This window comes from Cellulomonas sp. (assembly GCF_015234515.1).
Taxonomy (GTDB): domain Bacteria; phylum Actinomycetota; class Actinomycetes; order Actinomycetales; family Cellulomonadaceae; genus Cellulomonas.
The window spans coordinates 81,541-102,488 of the sequence record NZ_JADGMY010000026.1; the positions used below are offsets into that span (position 1 = coordinate 81,541).

General features: G+C 75.3%; 25 protein-coding genes. 11 read left to right on the forward strand and 14 right to left on the reverse strand.

What is annotated here, in order from left to right; translation table 11 throughout:
* Nucleotides 1–12: 12 nt before the first annotated feature.
* From IR158_RS13365 to IR158_RS13375, 3 genes are all read right to left on the reverse strand, one after another.
* Entirely contained in the window at nt 13–1,800 is a 1,788-nt protein-coding gene (locus IR158_RS13365) for an ABC transporter ATP-binding protein (protein WP_291813806.1), read from the reverse strand.
* A complete protein-coding gene (locus IR158_RS13370) occupies nt 1,797–3,512 on the reverse strand; it encodes an ABC transporter ATP-binding protein (protein ID WP_291813808.1) in 1,716 nt (571 codons plus the stop codon). Before IR158_RS13370 ends, IR158_RS13365 begins: the two co-directional genes overlap by 4 nt.
* Nucleotides 3,513–3,835: 323 nt before the next feature.
* Nucleotides 3,836–4,465, reverse strand: a complete 630-nt coding sequence (locus IR158_RS13375) for a maleylpyruvate isomerase N-terminal domain-containing protein (protein ID WP_291813809.1) — start codon at nt 4,463–4,465, stop codon at nt 3,836–3,838.
* A 76-nt stretch (nt 4,466–4,541) separates the two neighbouring features.
* Between IR158_RS13375 and IR158_RS13380 the strand changes: the two genes are divergently transcribed.
* The 4 genes from IR158_RS13380 to IR158_RS13395 are packed head-to-tail and all read left to right on the forward strand — an operon-like array spanning nt 4,542 to nt 7,502.
* The gene (locus tag IR158_RS13380; protein WP_291813811.1) at nt 4,542–5,834 is read left to right on the forward strand and encodes an MFS transporter; all 1,293 of its coding nucleotides are present in this window, start codon (nt 4,542–4,544) and stop codon (nt 5,832–5,834) included.
* Nucleotides 5,835–5,865: 31 nt separating this feature from the next.
* Entirely contained in the window at nt 5,866–6,435 is a 570-nt protein-coding gene (locus IR158_RS13385) for a DinB family protein (protein WP_291813813.1), read from the forward strand.
* A gap of 35 nt (nt 6,436–6,470) precedes the next feature.
* Complete coding sequence (locus IR158_RS13390; protein ID WP_291813815.1) at nt 6,471–7,070, forward strand: YdeI family protein; 600 nt, start codon at nt 6,471–6,473, stop codon at nt 7,068–7,070.
* 54 nt (nt 7,071–7,124) lie between these two features.
* Nucleotides 7,125–7,502: a hypothetical protein gene (locus IR158_RS13395; RefSeq protein ID WP_291813817.1), complete on the forward strand. Its 378-nt coding sequence runs from the start codon at nt 7,125–7,127 to the stop codon at nt 7,500–7,502.
* Between the two features lie 39 nt (nt 7,503–7,541).
* Here the strand turns inward: IR158_RS13395 and IR158_RS13400 are convergent, their stop codons facing one another.
* The 3 genes from IR158_RS13400 to IR158_RS13410 all read right to left on the reverse strand — a co-directional run bounded on the left by IR158_RS13400 (nt 7,542) and on the right by IR158_RS13410 (nt 9,638).
* Nucleotides 7,542–8,171 (reverse strand): hypothetical protein, encoded by a 630-nt coding sequence (locus IR158_RS13400; RefSeq protein ID WP_291813819.1) that lies wholly within the window; start codon nt 8,169–8,171, stop codon nt 7,542–7,544.
* Nucleotides 8,172–8,424: 253 nt separating this feature from the next.
* Nucleotides 8,425–8,925: an NUDIX domain-containing protein gene (locus IR158_RS13405; RefSeq protein WP_291813821.1), complete on the reverse strand. Its 501-nt coding sequence runs from the start codon at nt 8,923–8,925 to the stop codon at nt 8,425–8,427.
* Nucleotides 8,926–9,071: 146 nt separating this feature from the next.
* Complete coding sequence (locus IR158_RS13410) at nt 9,072–9,638, reverse strand: DJ-1/PfpI/YhbO family deglycase/protease (protein WP_291813823.1); 567 nt, start codon at nt 9,636–9,638, stop codon at nt 9,072–9,074.
* A gap of 176 nt (nt 9,639–9,814) precedes the next feature.
* Between IR158_RS13410 and IR158_RS13415 the strand changes: the two genes are divergently transcribed.
* From IR158_RS13415 to IR158_RS13430, 4 genes are all read left to right on the forward strand, one after another.
* Nucleotides 9,815–11,428 (forward strand): MDR family MFS transporter, encoded by a 1,614-nt coding sequence (locus IR158_RS13415; protein WP_291813825.1) that lies wholly within the window; start codon nt 9,815–9,817, stop codon nt 11,426–11,428.
* Between the two features lie 103 nt (nt 11,429–11,531).
* Complete coding sequence (locus IR158_RS13420) at nt 11,532–12,311, forward strand: YciI family protein (RefSeq protein WP_291813827.1); 780 nt, start codon at nt 11,532–11,534, stop codon at nt 12,309–12,311.
* The gene (locus IR158_RS13425; RefSeq protein ID WP_291813829.1) at nt 12,308–12,649 is read left to right on the forward strand and encodes a YciI family protein; all 342 of its coding nucleotides are present in this window, start codon (nt 12,308–12,310) and stop codon (nt 12,647–12,649) included. Before IR158_RS13420 ends, IR158_RS13425 begins: the two co-directional genes overlap by 4 nt.
* Nucleotides 12,650–12,654: 5 nt before the next feature.
* Complete coding sequence (locus IR158_RS13430) at nt 12,655–13,911, forward strand: DUF6596 domain-containing protein (RefSeq protein ID WP_291813907.1); 1,257 nt, start codon at nt 12,655–12,657, stop codon at nt 13,909–13,911.
* 21 nt (nt 13,912–13,932) lie between these two features.
* Here IR158_RS13430 and IR158_RS13435 read toward each other — a convergent pair whose 3' ends face one another.
* From IR158_RS13435 to IR158_RS13460, 6 genes are all read right to left on the reverse strand, one after another.
* Entirely contained in the window at nt 13,933–14,514 is a 582-nt protein-coding gene (locus tag IR158_RS13435) for a hypothetical protein (RefSeq protein ID WP_291813830.1), read from the reverse strand.
* Nucleotides 14,511–15,155: a DUF6286 domain-containing protein gene (locus IR158_RS13440; protein WP_291813833.1), complete on the reverse strand. Its 645-nt coding sequence runs from the start codon at nt 15,153–15,155 to the stop codon at nt 14,511–14,513. The genes IR158_RS13435 and IR158_RS13440 overlap by 4 nt, the downstream gene beginning before the upstream one ends.
* Entirely contained in the window at nt 15,152–15,514 is a 363-nt protein-coding gene (locus IR158_RS13445) for an Asp23/Gls24 family envelope stress response protein (RefSeq protein ID WP_291813835.1), read from the reverse strand. The genes IR158_RS13440 and IR158_RS13445 overlap by 4 nt, the downstream gene beginning before the upstream one ends.
* Entirely contained in the window at nt 15,507–15,686 is a 180-nt protein-coding gene (locus tag IR158_RS13450; RefSeq protein WP_291813838.1) for a DUF2273 domain-containing protein, read from the reverse strand. The genes IR158_RS13445 and IR158_RS13450 overlap by 8 nt, the downstream gene beginning before the upstream one ends.
* An 87-nt stretch (nt 15,687–15,773) precedes the next feature.
* Nucleotides 15,774–16,157 (reverse strand): Asp23/Gls24 family envelope stress response protein, encoded by a 384-nt coding sequence (locus IR158_RS13455; protein WP_291813840.1) that lies wholly within the window; start codon nt 16,155–16,157, stop codon nt 15,774–15,776.
* Nucleotides 16,154–16,654, reverse strand: coding sequence for an Asp23/Gls24 family envelope stress response protein (locus IR158_RS13460; RefSeq protein ID WP_291813842.1), 501 nt, complete (start codon nt 16,652–16,654; stop codon nt 16,154–16,156). Before IR158_RS13460 ends, IR158_RS13455 begins: the two co-directional genes overlap by 4 nt.
* 178 nt (nt 16,655–16,832) lie before the next feature.
* Between IR158_RS13460 and IR158_RS13465 the strand changes: the two genes are divergently transcribed.
* Nucleotides 16,833–17,408 (forward strand): RNA polymerase sigma factor, encoded by a 576-nt coding sequence (locus IR158_RS13465; RefSeq protein ID WP_291813844.1) that lies wholly within the window; start codon nt 16,833–16,835, stop codon nt 17,406–17,408.
* Nucleotides 17,399–17,851 carry a hypothetical protein gene (locus tag IR158_RS13470; RefSeq protein ID WP_291813846.1) on the forward strand — a complete coding sequence of 151 codons (453 nt, stop codon included), beginning with the start codon at nt 17,399–17,401 and terminating at the stop codon, nt 17,849–17,851. The genes IR158_RS13465 and IR158_RS13470 overlap by 10 nt, the downstream gene beginning before the upstream one ends.
* A gap of 3 nt (nt 17,852–17,854) precedes the next feature.
* Here the strand turns inward: IR158_RS13470 and IR158_RS13475 are convergent, their stop codons facing one another.
* The gene (locus IR158_RS13475; protein ID WP_291813848.1) at nt 17,855–19,075 is read right to left on the reverse strand and encodes an Nramp family divalent metal transporter; all 1,221 of its coding nucleotides are present in this window, start codon (nt 19,073–19,075) and stop codon (nt 17,855–17,857) included.
* 47 nt (nt 19,076–19,122) lie between these two features.
* Entirely contained in the window at nt 19,123–19,761 is a 639-nt protein-coding gene (locus IR158_RS13480; RefSeq protein ID WP_291813850.1) for a hypothetical protein, read from the reverse strand.
* Nucleotides 19,762–19,839: 78 nt separating this feature from the next.
* Between IR158_RS13480 and IR158_RS13485 the strand changes: the two genes are divergently transcribed.
* Nucleotides 19,840–20,943: a GNAT family N-acetyltransferase gene (locus IR158_RS13485; RefSeq protein WP_291813852.1), complete on the forward strand. Its 1,104-nt coding sequence runs from the start codon at nt 19,840–19,842 to the stop codon at nt 20,941–20,943.
* The last annotated feature ends 5 nt before the right edge of the window (nt 20,944–20,948 follow it).

The following is a 20,948-nucleotide window of genomic DNA, read 5'->3' on the forward strand; positions in this document are numbered from 1 at the left end:
CCGCGGACCGCCTCACCCCTCCGCGGCGTACGCGCGCGACTGCATCGCCCACAGCTCCGCGTACCGGCCGCCCGCGGCGACGAGCTCGTCGTGGGTGCCCTGCTCCACGACGCGGCCCTGGTCGAGCACGACGATGCGGTCGGCGAGGCGCACGGTCGACATGCGGTGCGTGACGAACAGGGTGACGCCGCCGACCGTCGCGGCGACGTCCGCGGCGACCTCGCGGTACGCGTCGACGAGCCGCTGCTCGGCCATCGCGTCGAGTGCGGACGCGGGCTCGTCGAGCACGAGCAGCAGCGGGTCGGCGCGCATGAGGGTGCGCGCGAACCCGATGCCCTGCCACTGCCCGCCCGACAGGTCGCGCCCGTCGGCGTAGGCGGTGCCGAGCACGCCGTCGGGCCCGACCTCGGCCACGAGGGCACCGACGTCCGCGCGCGCGGCGGCGGCGGCCACGGCCTGCGGCGAGTCGACGTCCGCGAGGCGTCCGACGCCCACGCTGTGCTGCAGCGACAGCTCGACCCGCGCCAGGTCCTGGAACAGCGCGGCGGTGCGGGCACGCCACGCGGCGGGCTCGACGTCCGCGAGGTCCACGCCCTCGACGACCACGCGTCCCGCCGTCGGCCGGTACAGCCCCGTGAGGAGCTTGAGCAGCGTGCTCTTGCCGGCGCCGTTCTCCCCGACCAGCGCGACCGACGTGCCGGCGGGCAGGTGCAGGTCGACCTCGCTCAGGGCCGCGCGGTCCGTGTCGGGGTAGCGGAACGTCACGCCGTGCAGGTGGATGCCGTCGCCCGTGCGGGCCGGCACGGGCGCCCCGCCCGCGGGTGCGACGCCGGCGGCGACCTCGGCCTCGAACGCGAGGAACCGGCGCAGCCCGACCGCCGCGCGGTGGACCGAGCCGAGCAGCGCGATGCCGGTGGCCATCTGGACGCTGAGCTGCGTCGCGAGCGTGACGGTCAGGACGACGTCACCAGCGCTCGCCCGGCCCTGACCGGCCAGCACGAACACCCCGACGACCGCGGCGATGTACCCGAGCCCGAACACCAGCTGCCCGACGGTCCGCAGCAGCGCGTACCGCACGTCGGCCCGGGTCATGGCGTCGTCGTACCGCCCGAGCAGCGCGCGCTGGCGCGCGAGCAGGAAGTCGGCGCCGCCGCTGAGGCGGATCTCCTTCTGCGACGCCGGGCTCGTCGCGAGCCGGCGCAGGTGCCGGATGCCGCGCGTCGTCGGGGACTGCGCCTCGCGGACCTGCTCGAGGTGCGTCTCGGCGCGTCGGCCCAGCAGCACGGGGACCACCGCGACCCCGGCGAGCAGCAGCGGCCACGGCGAGACGGTGCTCAGGACCAGGGCCGTGAGCAGCACCTGCACCGCGGTCGCGCCCAGCTGCAGCCCCGACTGCACGGCCGTGCGGACCTGCATGACATCCTGGCGCAGCAGGTCGACGCGGTCGGCGAACGCGGGGTCGTCGGTGCGGTCCAGGTGGTCCGTGCCGTTCACCAGCCGCACGAGGTCGCGGTTGAAGCGCTCCTCGAGCAGCTCGGCGAGCGCGAAGTACGACAGGTGCGCGAAGTGCCCGAGCATGAGCTCACCGGTCAGCGCGAGGCCGGCGACCACGGCCCACACGACGGCCGTGGTGCCCGCGCCGTCGAGCACCGCGTCGACGAGGCGTCCCGCCGCCACCGCCATGAGCGGCGTCGCCACCGAGCCGGCGACGAGCAGCCCGCCGCCGACCAGCAGGCGGCGACGGTCGAGCCGCCACGCGATGGCCAGCAGCCGGCCCAGGGCGAACAGGACCTCGTTCACGGTGCCACCTCCACGACGTCGTCGGCGTGCCCGGCGGCCGGGCCCGCCGGTGGCGACCCGTCCGTGAACCGGCGCGCCTGCACCTCGAACATCCGCGCGTACTCGCCGCCCAGGGCGACGAGCTCGTCGTGCGTCCCGGCCTCGGTGACGCGCCCGCCGTCCAGCACGACGATCCGGTCGGCCCGCCGCACCGTGGAGAACCGGTGCGAGATCACCAGGCTGGTGACGCCGCGCGTGAGGTCGAGGAACGTGTCGTAGAACTCCGCCTCGCCGCGCGCGTCGAGCTGCGCCGTCGGCTCGTCGAGCACCAGGACACCCGCGCCGTGCCGGACCGCGAACAGCGAGCGCGCCAGGGCGACCCGCTGCCACTGCCCGCCCGAGAGGTCGCGCCCGCCGGGGACCGCGCGCGTCAGGGGCGTGTCCAGCCCCTGCGGCAGACCGTCGAGCCAGTCACCGAGGCCGACGCGCCGCAGCTCGGCCGCCACGCCCGCGTCGTCGTCGACGTGCGCGATCGCGCCCATCGCGACGTTCTCGCGCAGCGTCAGCTCGTACCGCAGGAAGTCCTGGAACGTGGCGGCGAAGGTGCGCTGCCACGCGTCGGGGTCGAGCCCGCGCAGGTCCGTGCCGTCGACGAGCACCGACCCCGCGCCGGGGGTGTACATGCCGGTGAGGACCTTGACGAGCGTCGTCTTGCCGGCGCCGTTGACGCCGACCAGTGCGGTCGACGTGCCGACGCGCAGCTCGAGGTCGAGCCCGTCGAGCACCGGCCGGTCGGGGGTGTAGCCGAACCGCACGTCCCGCAGCGCGATCTCGCGCGCCGGGCGCAGGACCGCACCCCCGGCCCCGGCGGTCGCCCCCGTGCGTCGGGCGGCGTCCTCGAGCTCGAGCATGGCCTCCCACGCGCCGCGTCCGTAGACGAGCTTGACGTCGGACTCCGGGAAGATCACGCCGAACCGCCCGCACAGCGCGACGGCCTGCACCGCGATGCTCACGGCCGCCACGTCGGCCCCGGACCGCGCCACCAGCAGCAGCGCGACCACCGACCCCACGGCCGCCACCAGCGCGTAGACGACGAACGGCGCCCCGTAGACCTCCCGACGCCACCGCCACGTCGGCTCCAGCACGGCACGGTTCTCCGCGACGTACCGGTCCTCCAGCCACCCGACGAGCCCCAGCGAGCGGATCTCCTTGGCCGCCCGCGTGCCCGTCGCCAGCTCGCGCACGTACGCCACGCGGCGGCGCAGCGGACCGAACGAGCGGATGAGCCGCCCCCAGCGGAAGAACCCCTCGGTCTGCCCCACGCGCGCCACGAGCGCCACCGCCAGCGCGGCGGCAGCCGCACCCGGCCCGACGACCACGGCGAGCAGCACGACCGCCCCGACGAGCTGCGTGTACCGGGCGGTCAGCGCGAGCGCCCCCTCCAGGGCGGCGCCCGGCGTGAGCGTCCACTGCTCGAACGCCTCCTCCGCCTGCGCGAGCCGGTCCGCGACGTCCGGGCGCTCGAGGCCCGCGAGGGTCGCGCCGTGGAACGCGAAGGACGTGAGGCGCTCGATGCAGGCGGCGTCGACGCGGCGCTGCACCTTGCGCGACAGCACGAGCTGCACCGGCGCCAGCAGCTGCTGCACGACGAACGCCACCAGCGCCACCGCGAGCCACCCCGTCGCCGGCTCACCGGTCACCACACGCTGCAGCGCGAAGCCGGTCCCGGCCATGAACGCGACCGGTGCCGCCCGCGACGACGTGCACCACCAGCGTGACCGCCACGAGCCCTGGCCGGGCGTACGGCAGCAGGCGGCGCAGGTGCGCGGCGGCCTCGCGACGTTGCCGCCACCGCCGCCCGAGCCCCCGCAGCGTGGGACGCACCGCGTCCGCGTCCGTGCCGGCACCAATGTCCGTCGTGCTCGTCACCGTGCTCGCCCCTGCCTGCCGCCCGACGTCCCCCGCCGCAGGCGCGAACCTAGGGCCGCCGGGGCGCGCGGGACAAGACCAATCGGCGCATCCCGGGCCTGCCCGGCCAGGTCCGGGCGCTCACCGCTCAGAACGCGTGGATCGGCTCGGCGCGCTCGCGTCGCGTCAGGGCGGCGACGACCCGCGACTGCCCGTGCCGGGCGACCGCGAGGCGCACGAGCAGGTCGCGCACGGGGTCGAAGACCTCGTCGGGGAACGTGGGGGTGTCGAGCCCGACGCTGGCCGCGAGGTCGTCGGCGTGCACGACGACCTCGACCATGCGCGTGAGCAGGAAGTCCTCGCGGCGCAGCGCCCAGCCCGCCCAGGACACGGGCACGACGTCCCGCGCGGTGCCGCCGGCCACGGCGTCCCGGAACGCGTCGCGGTGCGCGGTGATCCGCTCGTGCAGCGCCCCCGGGCCGTCGAGCGCGGCCGTCTCGTCGCCGCTGCGGTCGTTGACGGGATCCTCGGGCGCGGCCGTCGGCCACGCCGACCGGGCGTAGTGCTCGTCGGCGTCGGCCAGGACGGGCAGGTCCCCGGGGTCGCGGGTGACGGCCTGGGCGGCACGCAGCACCTGGTTGCCCAGGTGGACGGCCAGCCCGCCGACGCCCAGGCGGGGCAGCGCGCTCGGCCCGGACCACCGCGCGGCCACGTCGGGCTGCTCGACGAGGGCGAGGACCGCGTCGGCGGCCAGCAGGAAGGCGTCGTCACGGTTCATGCGGGGAGTCTGGCAGGGACGCCCGGGGGCCGGAAAGGCTGCTGGGCCGACGCACCGGGCGACCTACCCTGTCGGGGTGCCGGCACGTGTGCTCGAGACCCTCCTGCCCGAGCGCCTCGGACGTCCGTTCCGCTGGCTGCTCGCGTCGTCGTGGTCCTCGAACCTCGGCGACGGGATCGTGCTGGCCGCCGGTCCCCTGCTCGTCGCGTCGCGCACCGACGACGCGTTCGTCGTGGCGCTGGCCGCGCTGCTGGGGTGGCTGCCGCCGCTGCTGTTCGGCCTGTTCGCGGGGGTCGTCACGGACCGCGTCGACCGGCGACGGCTGGTCATGGCGATGGACGGTGCGCGCGTCGTGGTGCTCGCCGCGCTCGCGGCCTGCGTCACCGTCGAGGCGGCGCCGATCTGGCTGATCCTGGGGGCGCTCTTCCTGCTCGGGACCGCCGAGACGTTCGCGGACAACGTGAGCGGCACGCTCGTGCCCATGGTCGTGCGTCGTGACGACCTCACGGTGGCCAACGCGCGCACCCAGGCCGGGCTCATCGGACTCAACCAGCTGGCAGGCCCGCCGGTGGGAGCGGCGCTGTTCGTCGCGGGCCAGTGGTCGCCGTTCGCCGGCGCGGCAGTGCTCATGGCGGCGGGCGTCGTGCTCGTCTCGCGCGTCGTCCTGCCCGCCCACGGCCGCGCCACGCAGGAGCGGTCCACCGTCCGCGCCGACATCGCCGAGGGCCTGCGGTGGACGTGGCACCACCCGGCCGTGCGCACGCTCGTCCTGACGATCCTCATCTTCAACGTGACGTTCGGCGCCGCGTGGTCGGTGCTGGTGCTGTACGCGCAGCAGCGGATCGGGCTCGGCGACGTGGGGTTCGGCCTGGTCACGACGACGCAGGCGCTCGGCGGGCTCGTCGGTGTGGCCGCGTACGGGTGGCTGACGGTGCGCGTCAGCCTCACCGCGATCATGCGCGTGGGCCTGGTCGTGGAGACGCTCACGCACCTGGCGCTGGCCCTGACCACGAGCCCCTGGGTGGCCATGCCGGTGTTCTTCGTGTTCGGCGCCCACGCGTTCGTGTGGGGGACCACGTCGATCACCATCCGGCAGCGGGCCGTGCCGCACGCGCTGCAGGGACGCGTGAACAGCGTCAACCTCATCGGGACGTTCGGCGGCCTGGTGGTGGGCGCCGCGATCGGCGGGTGGCTCGCGCAGCAGTGGGGCGTGACGGCGCCGTTCTGGTTCGCGGGCGTCGGGTCCGCGGTGTTCGTCGTGCTGATCTGGCGGCAGCTGCGGCACGTCGCGCACACGGACGCGCAGCCGGCGCCCGGCGTGCCGTCGACGGACCCGCAGCACCCGGCGGGCGCCCCGCCGGCTCGGTGACAGGCCGACCTGCCTCTGCCATGCTCGCCGCATGGACGGCACCGGCACGACACCCGCCCCGGCCCTCGACCGCCTGACGCCCCAGCGCACCGAGCCCCCGCACCGCGCCGACGAGGCGGGCACGCTGCTCGGGTTCCTCGACTTCCACCGCCGCACGCTGCTGCTCAAGACCGACGGGCTCGACGCGGACGCCCTGCGCCACCGGCTGTCGCCGACGACCATGACGCTCGGAGGGCTGCTCAAGCACCTGGCGATGGTCGAGGACAACTGGTTCACCGAGGTGTGGCTCGACGAGCGCGTCGAGCCCTGGGCGTCGGCCGACTGGGCCGCGGACCGCGACTGGGAGTGGACGAGCGCTGCCGACGACACCCCCGACGAGCTCCGCGCCCTGTGGGACGCGTCGGTCGCGCGCTCGCAGCGCACGCTGGCGGAAGCGCTGGCCGCGGGCGGGCTCGACCAGGAGTCCCGTCGACGCCACCACGGGACGGGTGAGCCCGTGACGCTGCGCTGGATCCTCGTCCACATGATCGAGGAGTACGCGCGCCACAACGGCCACGCGGACCTGCTGCGGGAGGCGGTCGACGGCGCGACGGGCGAGTAGGGGCGCGTGTCGGTGGTGCGCGGCAGGATGGCGCCGTGGCCGACGACCTGCCCGAGCTGCTGCTCCCCGACGCGTCCGCGTGGCGCGCCTGGCTGACCGAGCACCACGCCCAGCCGACGGGCGTGTGGCTCGTCCTGCACAAGAAGGGCGGCGACGTCACGACGCTGACGTACGTCCAGGCGGTCGAGGAGGCCCTGTGCTTCGGGTGGATCGACGGCCAGGGCCGGCGGCGCGACGCGCACAGCAGCTACCAGCGGATGACGCCGCGACGTGCCCGCAGCGCGTGGTCGGCCGTCAACGTGGAGCGCGTGGAGCGCCTGGAGCGTGAGGGCCGCATGCAGGACGCGGGCCGCGCCCAGGTCACCGCGGCGCAGGCCGACGGCCGGTGGGAGGCCGCCTACCGTGGCCCGGCGACCATCGAGGTCCCCGACGACCTGACGGCGGCGCTCGACGCGGTGCCCGCGGCCCGTGCCTGGTTCGACGCGTTGACCTCCGGCAACCGCTTCGCGGTCATCCTCCGCATCGGGCAGGCCAAGCGCCCCGAGACGCGAGCGCGTCGCATCGCCGGCTTCGTCGCCGACCTCGCGGAGGGCCGCACGCCCTACCCGCAGAAGCGCCGGCCCGACGGTCTCTGACACACGTCCAGGAGAACGCTTGCCACGCCCGGTTCCTCCCGTATCCTCCGGGCCATGGCCGTCCTGCTGCACTACCGCGCGACACGTCCGCAGGCCCTGAGCCCCGACGAGGTGGCCACGGCCCGCGGTCTCGTCGCCGCGCACAACGCCACCTTCCCGTTCGAGGCCGAGCTGCTCACGCTCACCGACCCCGGGGACGCCGCGCTGCTCGGCACGACGACCCTGCCCGAGCAGGACCCGTTCGCCACGTTCCTCGGCCTGGCCCACTGGTGCCGCGCCCTCACCGACCTGCGGCGCGCCCTGCCGGGCAGCACGTGGCAGGTCAGCGTCGACGACGAGCCCGTGCCGTGGGACGACGAGGCCGGCTTCGGCTGGCCCGAGCAGCGCGACCCCGCGACGCTGCAGCTGATGGAGCAGCTGCGCGGGAGCTGAGGGAACAGGTGCGCACCCCGTGGTACTGGACGCGCGCTCCTAGAAGTGTCGAACCGGGTTGGCGGTTCCCGGCCTGGCCCGGGCCACGGCTGTCAGACGCGATCTGTCGTCGACCCAGATCGCGACCGGGCGGCTCACGAACCCGATGAAGCGAGCGATCTCAGCCAGGTCCGCGACCGGGTCTCGCGAGTGGATCGGCTCATGGTGGGTGATCCGGTTGCGCAGCCGTCGCAGCGCATCCAGATCAGTCTTCAGCTGATGCCGAGGCCGCCGATTGTTCCTGAACGCATGTCGCAGGACCGGCTGCCAGAGCATTCGCTCGTACCGACTGTGAAGGAGCGCGGTCCAGAAGCCGAAGTCGAGCGCTGCCACGACGTCGTCGGGGCACGCGGGCCGACCTGCCGGCCCGCGGGACTCCGTCACCTTCCCGCGCGCTTCGGCCACCTTGCGCGTCCCCCACGAGTCGAGGGTGATCTGTGGGGCCTCCCACCAGTCCCGCCGAGCAGCGTGTGTCACCAATGCCTCGTGCATCGCGTTGCGCGTGGTGATCTCGAGGATGTGGAGAGGCCCCAGCATGGCGCCCGCGAGCGCCATGTTGAAGACGTAGACGTCAAGGGCGTCGTAGCCGGTGTCGTGCGCGAGATCCACAGCAGCCTGGTAGCTGTTCATTCGCCCTCCGCTGAGCAGGCGGTCGAGCTCGCGGCGCTGCTCCTCCGAGGTCGTCAGGTCCTCTGGTCGTCTCACTGCACCTCGCCAAGTCTGTGGATGGATCGCGCGCCGGCGCAACGCTATAGTGATCGGGTTCGTCGCGAGTTGTTCACCCAGCCATCCGGGTCCAGCTCGCCTAATGCGGATGGCCATGCGAGGAGTCCAACACTGTTGGGCTCCTTTCGTGCATCCGGTGCCGATGCCGGCTATCCGCTCAGGTCGTGGCGGCGACCAGCGCGTCGAGCACCGGCTGCTGCCCGACGACCAGGAGCGGACGCGCCTGCTCGAGGGGGAACCACGCGGCGCGGTCGACCTCGGGGACGGCGACGCGTCGGCCGGAGCGCGGCGGCCACTCGACCTGCGCTGTGCTGATCCCCGGACGCGTCGTCAGGTCGGGGCACGCGGGGTCGTCAGGGGACCCGACGAGCGTGGCCGGGACCTCGACGGCCAGGACGTGCACGACCTTGCCGGAGGTGTACCGGAACGTGCCGAGGTCCACCGCCGGACCGTCCGGCGGCGGCACGCCGAGCTCCTCGGCGAACTCGCGCCGGGCCGCCGTCCCGACGTCCTCGCCCGGTTCGACCAGCCCCTTGGGCAGCGACCACGCACGCTCGTCCTTGCGCGCCCAGAACGGACCGCCCATGTGCGCGACGAGCACGTGGGCGTCGGTGCCGCGACCGTGGTGCAGGAGCAGGGCGGCGCTCACCAGGGGCATGACGCCATCCTGCGGCCGGCGAGCGCGCTGCGGAAGTCGTCCGCCTCCTCGCCGCCCCACACCGTCGACCAGCGGGGCCGGGCCACCCGCCGGAACGCGACCCTGGCGCGCTGGCGGCCGGGGTCACGTCGGCGGGTGGCCGACCCTCAGACGGTGACGGAGAGCGCCGCGTCGATCTCGCGCAGGAACGCGTCCAGGTCGTCCGGGGTGCGCGACGTGACGAGCCGGAACCCGCCCTCGTCGTCCACGACGACCTCCTCGTCGACCCACGTGCCGCCCGCGTTGCGGACGTCCGTGGTCAGCGACGGGTACGACGTCAGGCGCTTGCCCTGCACCAGGCCCGCCTCGACCAGCAGCCACGGGCCGTGGCAGATCGCGGCGACCGGGCGTCCCGACGACGCGAACGCCTTGACCAGGGACAGTGCCTCGTCCTGCAGGCGCAGGCTGTCGGCGTTGAGGGTGCCGCCGGGGACCAGCAGCAGGTCGTACGCGCCGGGGTCGACGGCGCCGAGCGTCGTCGTGGGCTGCACGGTACGGCCGGGGTCCTTGTCGCCGACGAGCGTCTCGATCGGGGCGTCGTCGACCGCCGCGACGTCGACGGTCGCACCGTCGGCGCGCAGCCGCTCCACCGGGACGACGAGCTCGTCCTGCTCGACGCCGTAGTTGGTGACGACGGCCAGCACGCGGCGGCCGTCGAGGTCCGTGTCGGACATGTGTGCCTCCTCGTTCGTTGGGGGAACCCGGGGTGGCCGGGCGTCCGCCACCGTAGGCACGGGGTGCCGCGACCCGCACCCGGAACCCCGCGCCCGGTTTGTTGCGGGACCCCGGGGCCGGGCGGACACTCGACAGGAGGCGAGCCCCGGGGGGAGTGCTCGGCCCTGCGCCTCGCGTGCTGGGCTCGCGAGAGGACCCGTCGATGAGCAGCACCACGCGATCCACGGCAGCGGCGGGCGAGCCGGAGCTCGTCCTGTCACCCCGCACGGTCTACGTGATCTTCAGCGCGCTCCTGGCGGCGATGTTCCTGTCGGCCCTCGACCAGTCGGTCGTGAGCACCGCGCTGCCCACCATCGTCGGGGACCTGCGGGCGGCCCAGCACGAGGGCTGGATCATCACCGCGTACCTGCTCGCGATCGCGATCGTCATGCCGATCTACGGCAAGGTCGGTGACCTGCGCGGGCGGCGGCAGCCGTTCCTCCTCGCCGTGACGATCTTCGTCATCGGGTCGACCGGCTCGGCGCTGTCGCAGAGCTTCGTCGACCTCGTCGTGTGGCGGTCCGTCCAGGGCCTCGGGGCCGGCGGGCTGGTGATCCTCAGCCAGGCGATCATCGCGGACATCGTCTCGGCGCGGGACCGCGGCAAGTACATGGGGCCGATGGGCGCGGTCTTCGGCGTCGCGACGGTCGCCGGCCCGCTGCTCGGCGGCTGGTTCACCGACGGCCCCGGGTGGCGGTGGTGCTTCTGGCTGAACGTGCCGATCGGGCTCGTGGCCCTCACGGTCGCGTGGTTCCGGCTGCGGCTGCCCTCGCGCACGCCCAGCGCACGCTTCGACCTCGGTGGGGCCGTCCTCATGGCGGCCACGACCGCCGGCATCGTCCTGCTCACCAGCTGGAGCTCCATCACGCCGGAAGGCCGGTACGACTGGGGCGACCCGCTGCTCCCTGGCCTGGTGGTGCTGACCGTCGTGGCCCTGGCCGCGTTCCTCGTCGTCGAGACGAAGGTGGCGGACCCGCTGATCCCGCTGCGGCTGTTCCGCAGCCGCACGTTCTCCGTGTCCGTCACGATCGCCCTGCTCTTCGGCATGACGATGTTCGCGGCCCTGTCGTTCCTGCCGACGTTCCTGCAGATGGCGCGCGGGTACGACGCCACCGATGCGGGGCTGCTGATGCTGCCGATGACGGTCGGCCTGATGATCACCTCGCTCGGGTCCGGCGTGCTCATCTCCGCACGCGGGCGCTACAAGATCTACCCGATCGTCGGCATGGGCATCGCGACCGTCGGGCTCGCGCTGCTGACCCGGCTGACGCCCGACATCTCGATGGTGACGTTCGGCGCCATGATCTTCGTCCTCGGCCTCGGCCTGGGCTTCGTGATGCAGACCATCGTCATCGCCGTGCAGAACGCCGTGGCCCCGGACCTGGTCGGAGTCGCGACGTCCACCAACAACTTCCTGCGCGAGATCGGCGCGGCGGTCGGCACGAGCGTGTTCTCCACCGTCTTCACCACGAACCTCACGACCCGGCTGGCCGACGCCGTGAAGGACGCGCCCCCGGGTGACGTCCCGCAGGGCTTCGGCGCCGAGTCCCTGACGCCCGAGCTCGTCCAGCGGCTGCCGGAGTCGCTGCGCGAGATCGTCGTCGACGCGTACACCGACGCGCTCGCGCCCGCGTTCTGGTACCTGGTGCCGCTGGGCGTCATCGGCTTCGCGATCGCCTTCCTCATGAAGGAGGTCGCCCTGTCCGACAAGGCCGGGCTGGTCGCGCGGGGTGCCGCCGTCACGCGCTGAGGCCGTCACCCGCTGAGGCCGCCACGCCGTCGAAATCACGGGTCGTCGCGCGTCATGGGGGTGGACGGGCACAGTGGGTGCCCCGGGACGCGCTGGAGGCGAGATGACGACGACCACCTACCTGCTGCTGCTGTGGGGCGACCCCGACGCCGACTTCGACGTGGACGCCGCGTACGCCGCGCACGGGCGGTTCGCGGACGGCTGCGCCGAGCACGGGCACGAGCTCCTCGGGGGCGAGGAGCTCGCGAGCCCGTCGACGGCGCGCCTGCTGCGCGTCGGCGACGGCGGGACGGCGGCCACCGAGGGCCCCTACGCGGAGACGACCGAGCACCTCGGCGGGTTCTACCGGGTCCGCACGTCCGACCCCGACGGCCTGCTGCGCCTGGCGGCGCCGCTGGTCGCGGACGACGGCGGGACGCTCGAGCTGCGACCCGAGGTGCTGCACGACGACGGCAGCGCCGAGGACCTGGTCGAGCCGGGTGCCGGCGCGAGCGGCACGGCCACGTACCTCCTGCTGCTGCGTGGCGACCTGGACGCCACGCTCGACCTCGACGCGGTGTTCGCCGACCACGACCGGTTCGCCGAGCAGTGCCCGGCGCAGGGGCACGCGATCGTCGGCGGCGAGGAGCTGGGGTCGCCCAGGGCGTCCCGGCTGCTGCGGGCGACGCCGACCGGGGACGTGACGCTCAGCGACGGCCCGTACGCCGAGACCACCGAGCAGCTCGGCGGGTACTACCTGGTCCGCACCGCGGACCCCGACGCGCTGCTGCACCTCGCGGCGGGCCTGCTGGAGCACGACCCCGGGACCATCGAGCTGCGGCGCGTGCAGGACCAGCACGTGCAGCACGACGTGGCCGGGACGACTGCCGCCGAGGCGTCGTGAGGCTCGTCGTCCTCGCCCACGAGGACGAGGAGACGTACCGCAGCGCGGACGCCGCGGGCCGCGCGCGGTACGTCCGCGGCCACGAGGAGTTCGCGCGCCGGGCACCGGCCGCCGGCGTGACGATCCTGGCGTGCGAGGCCCTCGCCGGGGCGGCGTCGGCCCGCACCCTCCGACGCACCGCGGACACCACGGAGGTCACTGACGGGCCGTGCACGCGGACCACCGAGCAGCTCGGCGGCTTCTACCTCGTCGAGGCCGCGGACGTGCAGACGGTGGTCGACCTCGCGCGGCTGCTGCCCGAGACGACCCACGAGGTCCGCGAGTGCGTCGAGCCGTGACCGCCGTGCCGCCCGAGGACGTCGCCGCCGCGCTCGGGGACGCGTGGCGTGCGCACTGGTCCCACGTCGTCGCGCTGCTCGTCGCGCAGTTCGCCAGCCCGGACCTCGCCGAGGACGCGGCGGGCGACGCGTTCGAGGCCGCCGCGCGCACGTGGCCGCGCGACGGCGTGCCCGCCAACCCCGGGGCGTGGCTGCTGACGGCCGCGCGCCGCCGGGTGCTGGACCGGCTGCGCTCGCAGGCGGTCCACCGGCGCAAGGAGCCGCTCATGGTCGTCGACGACGAGATGCGCGCGCTGGCCGCCGCGGCGCAGGACCCCGGCGCGCACGTCGCCGACGAGCAGCTGCGCCTCGTCCTGACGTGCTGCCACCCGGCGCTCGCCCCGGCGGACCGGGTCGCGATGACGCTGCGGTTCGTCGTCGGGCTGGGGACCGCGGACATCGCGCGCCTGCAGCTGGTCCAGCACACCGCGATGTCGGCGCGGCTCACGCGGGCCAAGAAGCGGCTGGCGGCCACGGGCGTGCCGTTCGTCGTGCCGCCGCCCGGGCAGCTCGCCGAGCGGCTCGACGCCGTGACGACCGTGCTGTACCTGCTGTTCACGGCCGGGTACCAGCCCGCCGACGTCCCGGGCGGCCTGCGCGTGGACCTGGGCGACGAGGCCGTGCGCCTCACGCGCGAGCTCGACGTCCTGCTGGGCGGGTCGCCGCGCGTGCGGGCGTTGCTCGCGCTGATGCTGCTGCAGCACTCGCGGCGGGACGCGCGCCTGGACGACGACGGCCGCCTGGTGCTGCTGCCCGACCAGGACCGCGCGCGCTGGCACAGCGACGACATCCGGGAGGGCGTCGCGCTGCTGGCCGCCGTCCCACCGCTCGACGGGCTCGCGGAGGAGCACCGGCTGCAGGCTCTCGCGGCGGCCGAGCACGCGACGGCCCCGACCGCGGCCGACACCCGGTGGGACGTCGTCGCGCGGCTCTACGCGCAGCTGGAGACCCGCACGGGCTCGCCGGTGGTGCGGCTCGCCCGGGCCGTCGCGGTCGCGGAGGCCGACGGGCCGGACGCGGGCCTGGCGGTCCTCGACGGCCTCGACGACGCCCTCGCCCACCACCACCGGCTCCCGGCCGTCCGCGGGGAGCTGCTGCTGCGCGCGGGCCGCGCGGCCGAGGCCGTCGCCGAGCTCGAGCGGGCTCTCGGGCTGGTCCCCGACACCGCCGAGCGGCACCACCTGGAGGGTCGGCTGGCGCACGCACGGTCGCTGACGCCCTGACGGCCGGGCCGTCGCGGGACGTCAGCGCACGCGCGGGAGCCCGCGAGCGCGCCGCTGCACGGCCAGACGGGTGCGCGCCGCCATGCCGGGCAGCTCCGCGACGTCCCGTGCGCGGGCCACCAGCGTGGCCACCTCGTCGGACAGGACCGGCAGGTTCGCCTCGGGGTCGACCTGCAGCGTGGAGACGAGCACGTGGCGCCCACCCTCGCGGTCGATCACGCTGCGTGCCCCCACGACGCCGGGCAGCCGGCGGGCCTGCTCCGCGACGTGCCCCGCGAGCGCGGACCCGTCGAGCGTGAGCCGCCCGTCCGCACCCGACCCGGGCAGCCGCAGGGTGCCGACGCGCGGCGACGCGAGGTGCGCCGCCAGCCACCACAGCGCGAGGAGCGCGAGCACGACGCCGCCGGCCGTGGCGACCCCACCGAACCACCCCGTGTCGACGACCTCCTGGACGCGCCGCGGGTCGAGCGCACCGGACGTCTGCGGCCACGCGTCGCTCAGGGTCCCGGTCCACCACAGCACGGCGGCGACGCCGGCGACCACCAGCGGGAGCCCGACGACGAACGCGACGATGCGGTTCACCGCCCGCAGGCCGCGGTTCACCGCGCACCTCCGTCGGCCGCGTCGCCGCGCGCGCGGCGACTGCGCACGACGACGCGCGGGGCGTCGGCGAGCGCGGCGAGCCGCTCGGTGACGACGGTGCGGATGCGCTCGTCGGTCCCGGGGTCGCCGTCGGTGGTCGCGTCGACCCGCACGGTGCCCCGTTCCCAGGTGCTGCGCGCGTCGAGCACGCCGTCGACCTGCGAGGCCGCACCGGACGCGAGCCGCGCGGCGTCGACCCCGAGCAGGTACTCGCCCCCGCCGGCGGCCAACGGGATCGCCGGACGCCGCCGGCGCGCCAGCGCGATGACGAGGAGCCGCAGCCCGACGAGCGCGAGGACCGCCCCGATGAGCGCCAGCTGCCACGTGGGGGTGATCAGGCCGACCGCGTCGGCGGCGGCCACGACCCACGGCTCACCGTCGAGCACCCCGAGGGTGACGAGCCCGTCGTGCACCAGCACGACGGCGACGGCCAGCACGATCACGGCCAGGACGATGCCGACCCACCCGACGGGCCCGGCCGGCCGCGGCTGCGCGAAGGGCACGGGCTCGTGCGCAGCGGCAGGGGCCTCGACGGGTGGGTCGCCGACGGACGCGTCGGCGTGCCGTGCCCGGGTGCGGCGCGACTCGGTGGCCGCGCTCACCGCACACGCTCCGCGAGCAGCGGCGCGGGGTCCGTGACCGCGACGACGCGCACGTCGACCCTGTCGGCCTGGACCCCGGCGAACCGCTCGACGGCGTCCTCGACCGCGTCCCGCACGCGCCGTGCGGTGCCCGCCGCGGGCGCGGGCCACGCGAGCGCGACGTCCACCTCGACGTGCGCCCGCGTGCCGTGGGTGCGCGCCGACGCGTGCGGCAGGTCGCGCCCCAGCAGGCCGGCGGGCGCCTCGACGACGCCGGGGACCAGGGAGGCGGCGGCACGGGCGACCTTCTGCACGACCCGGTCGCTGACCGTCAGGGTGCCACGCGCCCCGGGTGCCGTCGCGGGTGCGACGTCAGCCACGGCGACCACCGCCCGTGAGGGCGGGCAGGTCGACCCTGCCCTCCACGACGGCGCCCACGACCCACCCGACCGCGCCCAGCACGAGAGCCAGCAGGAAGCCGTTGAAGCCACCGACGATCGCCGCGAGGGCGAGCAGCAGCCCGGTCAGCAGACCGGCAAGGGACAGGGACATGGGGTGCTCCTCGGTTCGGGACGTACGCGGTACGTGGTGCGTGGTGCGTGGTGCGTGCGGACGCTCGTCCGCGATGCGGTGGTGCGGCTAGGGCAGGAGGTCGTCGACGTAGACGTGGACGTCCCCGCCCACGGCGGCGCGCACGGCGCGGTGCACGGCGGCGGCGAGCTCGCGCAGGTCGCCGCCCAGCAGGGCCACGACGTGCACGTCGATCGACGTGCCGTCCCCGGTGCTGCGTCTGCGCACCCCCGCCACACGCCGCCCGGGCAGGTGCGTGGCGATCTCACCGAAGGCGCCCGGGTACAGGCCCGCGACTCCGGGGACCGCCAGCGCCGCGGCGGCCGCGAGCTCGGCGAGGTCCGGCACGTCGAGGTCCGGCACGCCGGGGTCCGCCTCGAGGACCTGCGTCTCGAGGACCTGCGGCCCCGGGTCCGGGACGCCGACGGCCGGCGGCACCGGGTCCGTCGTCATGCGACGCGCGGCTGCGGCGCGGGCTCGGGCTGCGGGTCGTCCTGCGGCAGGTGCACGTCGTTGACGGCGATGTTCACCTCGATGACGCGCAGCCCGGTCATGCGCTCGACGGACGTGATGATGTTGCGTCGCACGCCCTCGGCCAGGTCGACGACGGACACGCCGTACTCGGCGACGAGGTCCACGTCGACGGCGGCCTCCTGCTCGCCCACCTCGACGCTGATGCCCTGCGCGTGGTTGGTCGTGCCGCCCGGGATGCGCTCGCGGATCGCGCTGAACGCGCGTGCGGCGCCGCCACCGAGCGAGTGGACGCCCGCGACGTCGGAGGCGGCGATGCCGGCGATCTTGGCGACGACGCCGTCGGCGATGGTCGTCGTGCCGAACTTGGTCTGCAGGGGTGTCGCGCCGGACTGGGGCGCGCCGGCGGTGCCGCTGTTGCCCACGCGCGGTGCGCGGTTCTCGGTGACGGTGGCCGGGGTGGTCGTCTGCTCGCTCATCGGTGCTCCTGGTGCGGTGGTCCGGGGTGGTGCGGAGGTGGTCGGCGTCCCGGGTGCCGTCCGGCCGGGGGACGCCGACACTGGGTGAGTGCCCTCCCGCGCGGCAACGTCACGGCAGACGCTGTGTGATCTAGGTCACACTGCGCCGCCGGGTGCGCCGCACCGACCCGGCCCGTCCGTGCCGCCGGCGCCCGGCACGGCCCCGGACGACCGCCCCGACCACACGCTCGTCGAGCGCGCCGGGCTGGGCGACCACGCGGCGTTCGCCACGCTCGTCGCACGCCACGGCGCCGCGCTGTACCGCTACGCCCGGCGCCTGGCGCCGTCCCCGCAGGACGCGGAGGACGCGGTCCAGGACGCGCTGACGGCCGCGTGGCTCGGCGCCGAGCGCTACCGCGGTGACTCCAGCGTGCGCACCTGGCTGTTCGGCATCCAGACCAACTGCGTGCGCCGCGCGGCACGCCGCCGCGCGCACACCGCCGTCCCCGTCGCGGACGACGTCCGTCCCCCGCCAAAGGCACCCACCGGTGACGAGCCCGTGGAGCACCTGCTCGCGACCGACCTGCGGGCGGCGCTGGACCGTGCGCTCGCGGAGCTGCCCGGACCGCAGCGCGCGGTGTGGCTGCTCGTGGAGGTCGAGGGCATGTCCTACGGCGACGCGGCCCACGTGCTGCAGACCACCCACGCGGCGGTACGCGGCTCGCTGGAGCGCGCCCGCCACACGCTGAGCAGGAGGTTCGCCGCATGGCGCTGACCGAGCGACCCGGAGCGGACGACCTGCTCGACCTCGCGACCGCGCGCCTGCGTCAGCACACCGACGAGGGCTGGGTGGCCGTCGGCCCGCGCGTGCTGGCCGCCGCGCTCGGGGCGCTGCGCCCGTCGCAGCCCGTGCGGGGCCGGCACGCCGAGGGTGCGTTCACCGTCACGGCCGACGTGCTGCGGACGTCGCTGCGCACGGTGCTGGACCCCGACCCGCGCGTGCGCGTGCGTCGCCTGGCGTTCCGCACCGGCGCCGACGACGCGCTCGACGAGGCGGTCGTCGAGCTGTCGGTCGGCTACCTGCAGCCGATCGCGCCGCTCGCCGCGGACGTGCGCCGCACGGTCGCGGACCACCTGCGCGCCGTGCTGGGCGATCCGGACCTGCCGGAGGCGGCCGTCACCGTGGACCTCCTGGTCACGGACGTGCACCGCACGTGAGGTTCACACGAGCAGGAGCACCAGCAGCGCCACGTTGAGCACGACCACCAGGCCGACGACGACGCACAGCACGGCGTGCAGCCACGGCCCGTTGCGGTCGGCACCCATGAGCCCGCGGTCGCGGCCGTACCGCACGAGCGGGACCAGGGCGAACGGGATGCCGAAGCTGAGGACGACCTGGCTGAGCACCAGCGTCCACGTGGGGTCCGCGCCGACGGCGAGCAGCACGATCGCGGGCACCAGCGTGACGACCCGGCGCAGCAGCAGCGGGAACTGCCGGTGCAGCAGGCCCGCCATGATGGTCGCGCCCGCGTAGGCGCCGACCGACGTCGACGCGAGCCCCGACGCGAGCAGGCCGACCGCGAACGCCAGCCCGACGGCCGGGCCGAGGGCGTCGACGATCGCGGCGTGCGCGCCCTCGATCGTGTCGGTGCCCTCGGCGCCCTGCAGCCCGGACGCGGCGAGCAGCAGCAGGCCGATGTTGACGGCGCCGGCCACGACGAGCGCGACGGCGACGTCCCAGCGCGTGGCGCGCAGCAGGCGACGGCGCGCCGACCCCTCGGGCGCGTGCCCGTGCCGGTCCCGTGCGAGCGCCGAGTGCACGTAGATGGCGTGCGGCATGACGGTCGCCCCGAGCATGCTCGCCGCGAGCAGCACCGAGTCGGTACCGGCGAACCGCGGGACCAGCCCGCCGAGCACGCCGCCCGCGTCGGGCGGGGAGGCGAGCAGCCCGGCCAGGAACCCCACCGTGATGACGGCGAGCAGCGCCACGACCACGGCCTCGAACCGCCGCTGGCCGTACCGGTCCTGCGTCGCGAGGAGCACGATCGACGCGGCACCGACGATCAGCCCGCCGAGCGGCAGCGGGACGCCGAACAGCAGGTGCAGCGCGATCGCCCCGCCCACCACCTCGGCGACGTCGGTGGCCGCGGCGACGACCTCCGCCTGCACCCAGAACGCGAGCCGCGGCCCGCGGCGCAGCCGGCCACCCAGCACGCCGGGCAGCGTCCGGCCCGTGACCAGGCCGAGCTTCGCGGACTGGTACTGGACCAGGACGGCCATCGCGTTGGCCGCGACGAGCACCCACAGCAGCAGGTAGCCGTAGCGGGCGCCGGCGGTGAGGTTCGCGGCGACGTTGCCGGGGTCGACGTAGGCGACGGCCGCGACGAACGCGGGGCCGAGCAGCGCGGCACCGCGTGCCCGCACCGGCGCCGGAGTTCGCATGGCCGAACGTTAGGCATCAGGGCGCCGCAACGCCACGCGGGCGCCGGTCAGGCGACGGCGCGCTCCCACGCGTCGTCCTCGGCCCGCCGGAAGCCGACGCGCTCCAGGTACGGCACCGCTCCGGGCGGCGCGGTCGGCACGACGAGCCGGTGCAGGCCGTGCGCGGCGAACACGTCGGAGTCCCGGTAGACGAACTCCCCCGGCGTGAAGTCGCGGAACCGCGGGGTCACCCAGTCCAGGACGACGACCCCCGAGCCGTCGCCGCGGTCGCGCACCAGCACCACGCCGACGGTCTCGTCCCCGCGCACCACGAGGAACGCGAGCTCCGCGCCCGTCGCGTCCCGGCCGGCGACGTCGTCCCCGGGCACCGTCCGGTGCCGTGCGACGTCGTCGGCGTGCACCGCCAGGACGTGCCGCAGGTAGGCGTCGTCGGGGGCGACCTCGACCACCGCGTAGACGTTCGCGTCGGACCGCTCGCGTCGCAGCCGCCAGAGCCAGTAGAGGTCGATGACGGCGATGGCGCCGTTCATCGCGGCGAACGCCCAGATGCCGAACACCGCGTTGTACGCCGTCGCCAGCACGGCACCGACGAGGTTCATGACCCGGAACCGCCACACGCGTGCCTGCATCAGCGACACGACGACCAGCACGGACCCGGTCCACCCGATGACTTCCCACCACGGCATGCCCGCAGGCTAGGCCCTGGCCGGCGGACGTCCGTAAAGACGTCGACGCGCCGGCGCGGGGCGTGGATCGTAGGAGTCATGACGACGTGGTCGATCCGTGAGCTCCCCGTGCCGACGTCCCTCGACTCCCCCGGCGCGTGGCTGCTGCACGGCATGGTGGACGCCCAGAACGAGGCGATCCGCGAGGCGTGGGGCAGCGACGACTTCGCGACCACGGCGCGCCGCGCGCTGTCGCAGCTGGAGCACCAGGTCGACACCCGGCGCGTGCGGCTCGTCGCCGTCGACGAGGCCACGGACGGCGCCGACCCCGGCCGCGTCCTGGGCTTCGCGCGGCTGGACCTGCCGCTCGCGGACAACACCCACACGGGCTGGCTGGACCTGGGCGTGCGGCCCGGGCACCGAGGGCGTGGCATCGGCGACGCGCTGCACACCGCGGCGTGCGACGCGGCCCGCGCCGAGGGGCGCACGCGCCTGATGACGGAGACCGAGCAGGCCGTCGAGCCGCCCCCGGGGCCCCAGACGCTGGCCGCGCCCACCGGCGAGGGGCTCGTGTCCGGCACCGACGTTCCGGTGCGGTTCGCGCTCGCGCGCGGGTGGACCCTCGAGCAGGTCGCGCGCCACTCGCGCCTCACGCTGCCGCTCGACCTCGCCGACCTCGAGGAGCACCGCGCCCGCGCCGCCGCGGCCGCGGGCCCCGACTACCGCCCGGTGACGTGGGTCGACGCGACGCCCGAGCACTGGGCCGAGCAGATGGCCCTGCTGCACGTCAGCATGAGCACCGACGAGCCGTCCGGGGCGCTCGACGTCGAGCAGGAGGTGTGGGACGCGGCCCGCGTGCTGCGGGACGATGCGCAGACGCTCAGCCGCGACGAGCACCTGCTGACCACGGCGGTCGAGCACGTGTCGTCGGGCCGGCTCGTCGCGTACTCGCAGCTGATGATCCCGCCGCACACCGACGAGTTCGTCTGGCAGGAGGACACGCTGGTCGCCCGTGAGCACCGCGGCCACCGGCTCGGCATGCTCGTCAAGGCGGTCCAGCTGCAGCGGCTCGTGGACGAGCGGCCGTCGGTGCGCCGCATCAGCACGTGGAACGCCGAGGAGAACCGCTGGATGCTCGCCATCAACATCGCCCTGGGCTTCCGGCCCGCGGGCGGCAGCGGGGTGTGGCAGCGCAGCCTGTGAGCCGG

Bases quoted from the DNA above. Each gene is read 5' to 3' on its own strand.
- IR158_RS13400 (WP_291813819.1), bottom strand. From the start codon at position 8,171: ATGAACAGCTACCAGGCTGCTGTGGATCTCGCGCACGACACCGGCTAC.
- IR158_RS13405 (WP_291813821.1), bottom strand. From the start codon at position 8,925: ATGCCCCTGGTGAGCGCCGCCCTGCTCCTGCACCACGGTCGCGGCACC.
- IR158_RS13375 (WP_291813809.1), bottom strand. From the start codon at position 4,465: ATGAACCGTGACGACGCCTTCCTGCTGGCCGCCGACGCGGTCCTCGCC.
- IR158_RS13455 (WP_291813840.1), bottom strand. From the start codon at position 16,157: ATGACGACGGACCCGGTGCCGCCGGCCGTCGGCGTCCCGGACCCGGGG.
- IR158_RS13485 (WP_291813852.1), top strand. From the start codon at position 19,840: ATGACGACGTGGTCGATCCGTGAGCTCCCCGTGCCGACGTCCCTCGAC.
- IR158_RS13470 (WP_291813846.1), top strand. From the start codon at position 17,399: ATGGCGCTGACCGAGCGACCCGGAGCGGACGACCTGCTCGACCTCGCG.
- IR158_RS13475 (WP_291813848.1), bottom strand. From the start codon at position 19,075: ATGCGAACTCCGGCGCCGGTGCGGGCACGCGGTGCCGCGCTGCTCGGC.
- IR158_RS13395 (WP_291813817.1), top strand. From the start codon at position 7,125: ATGGCCGTCCTGCTGCACTACCGCGCGACACGTCCGCAGGCCCTGAGC.
- IR158_RS13460 (WP_291813842.1), bottom strand. From the start codon at position 16,654: ATGAGCGAGCAGACGACCACCCCGGCCACCGTCACCGAGAACCGCGCA.
- IR158_RS13450 (WP_291813838.1), bottom strand. From the start codon at position 15,686: ATGTCCCTGTCCCTTGCCGGTCTGCTGACCGGGCTGCTGCTCGCCCTC.
- IR158_RS13410 (WP_291813823.1), bottom strand. From the start codon at position 9,638: ATGTCCGACACGGACCTCGACGGCCGCCGCGTGCTGGCCGTCGTCACC.
- IR158_RS13420 (WP_291813827.1), top strand. From the start codon at position 11,532: ATGACGACGACCACCTACCTGCTGCTGCTGTGGGGCGACCCCGACGCC.
- IR158_RS13370 (WP_291813808.1), bottom strand. From the start codon at position 3,512: ATGGCCGGGACCGGCTTCGCGCTGCAGCGTGTGGTGACCGGTGAGCCG.
- IR158_RS13385 (WP_291813813.1), top strand. From the start codon at position 5,866: ATGGACGGCACCGGCACGACACCCGCCCCGGCCCTCGACCGCCTGACG.
- IR158_RS13480 (WP_291813850.1), bottom strand. From the start codon at position 19,761: ATGCCGTGGTGGGAAGTCATCGGGTGGACCGGGTCCGTGCTGGTCGTC.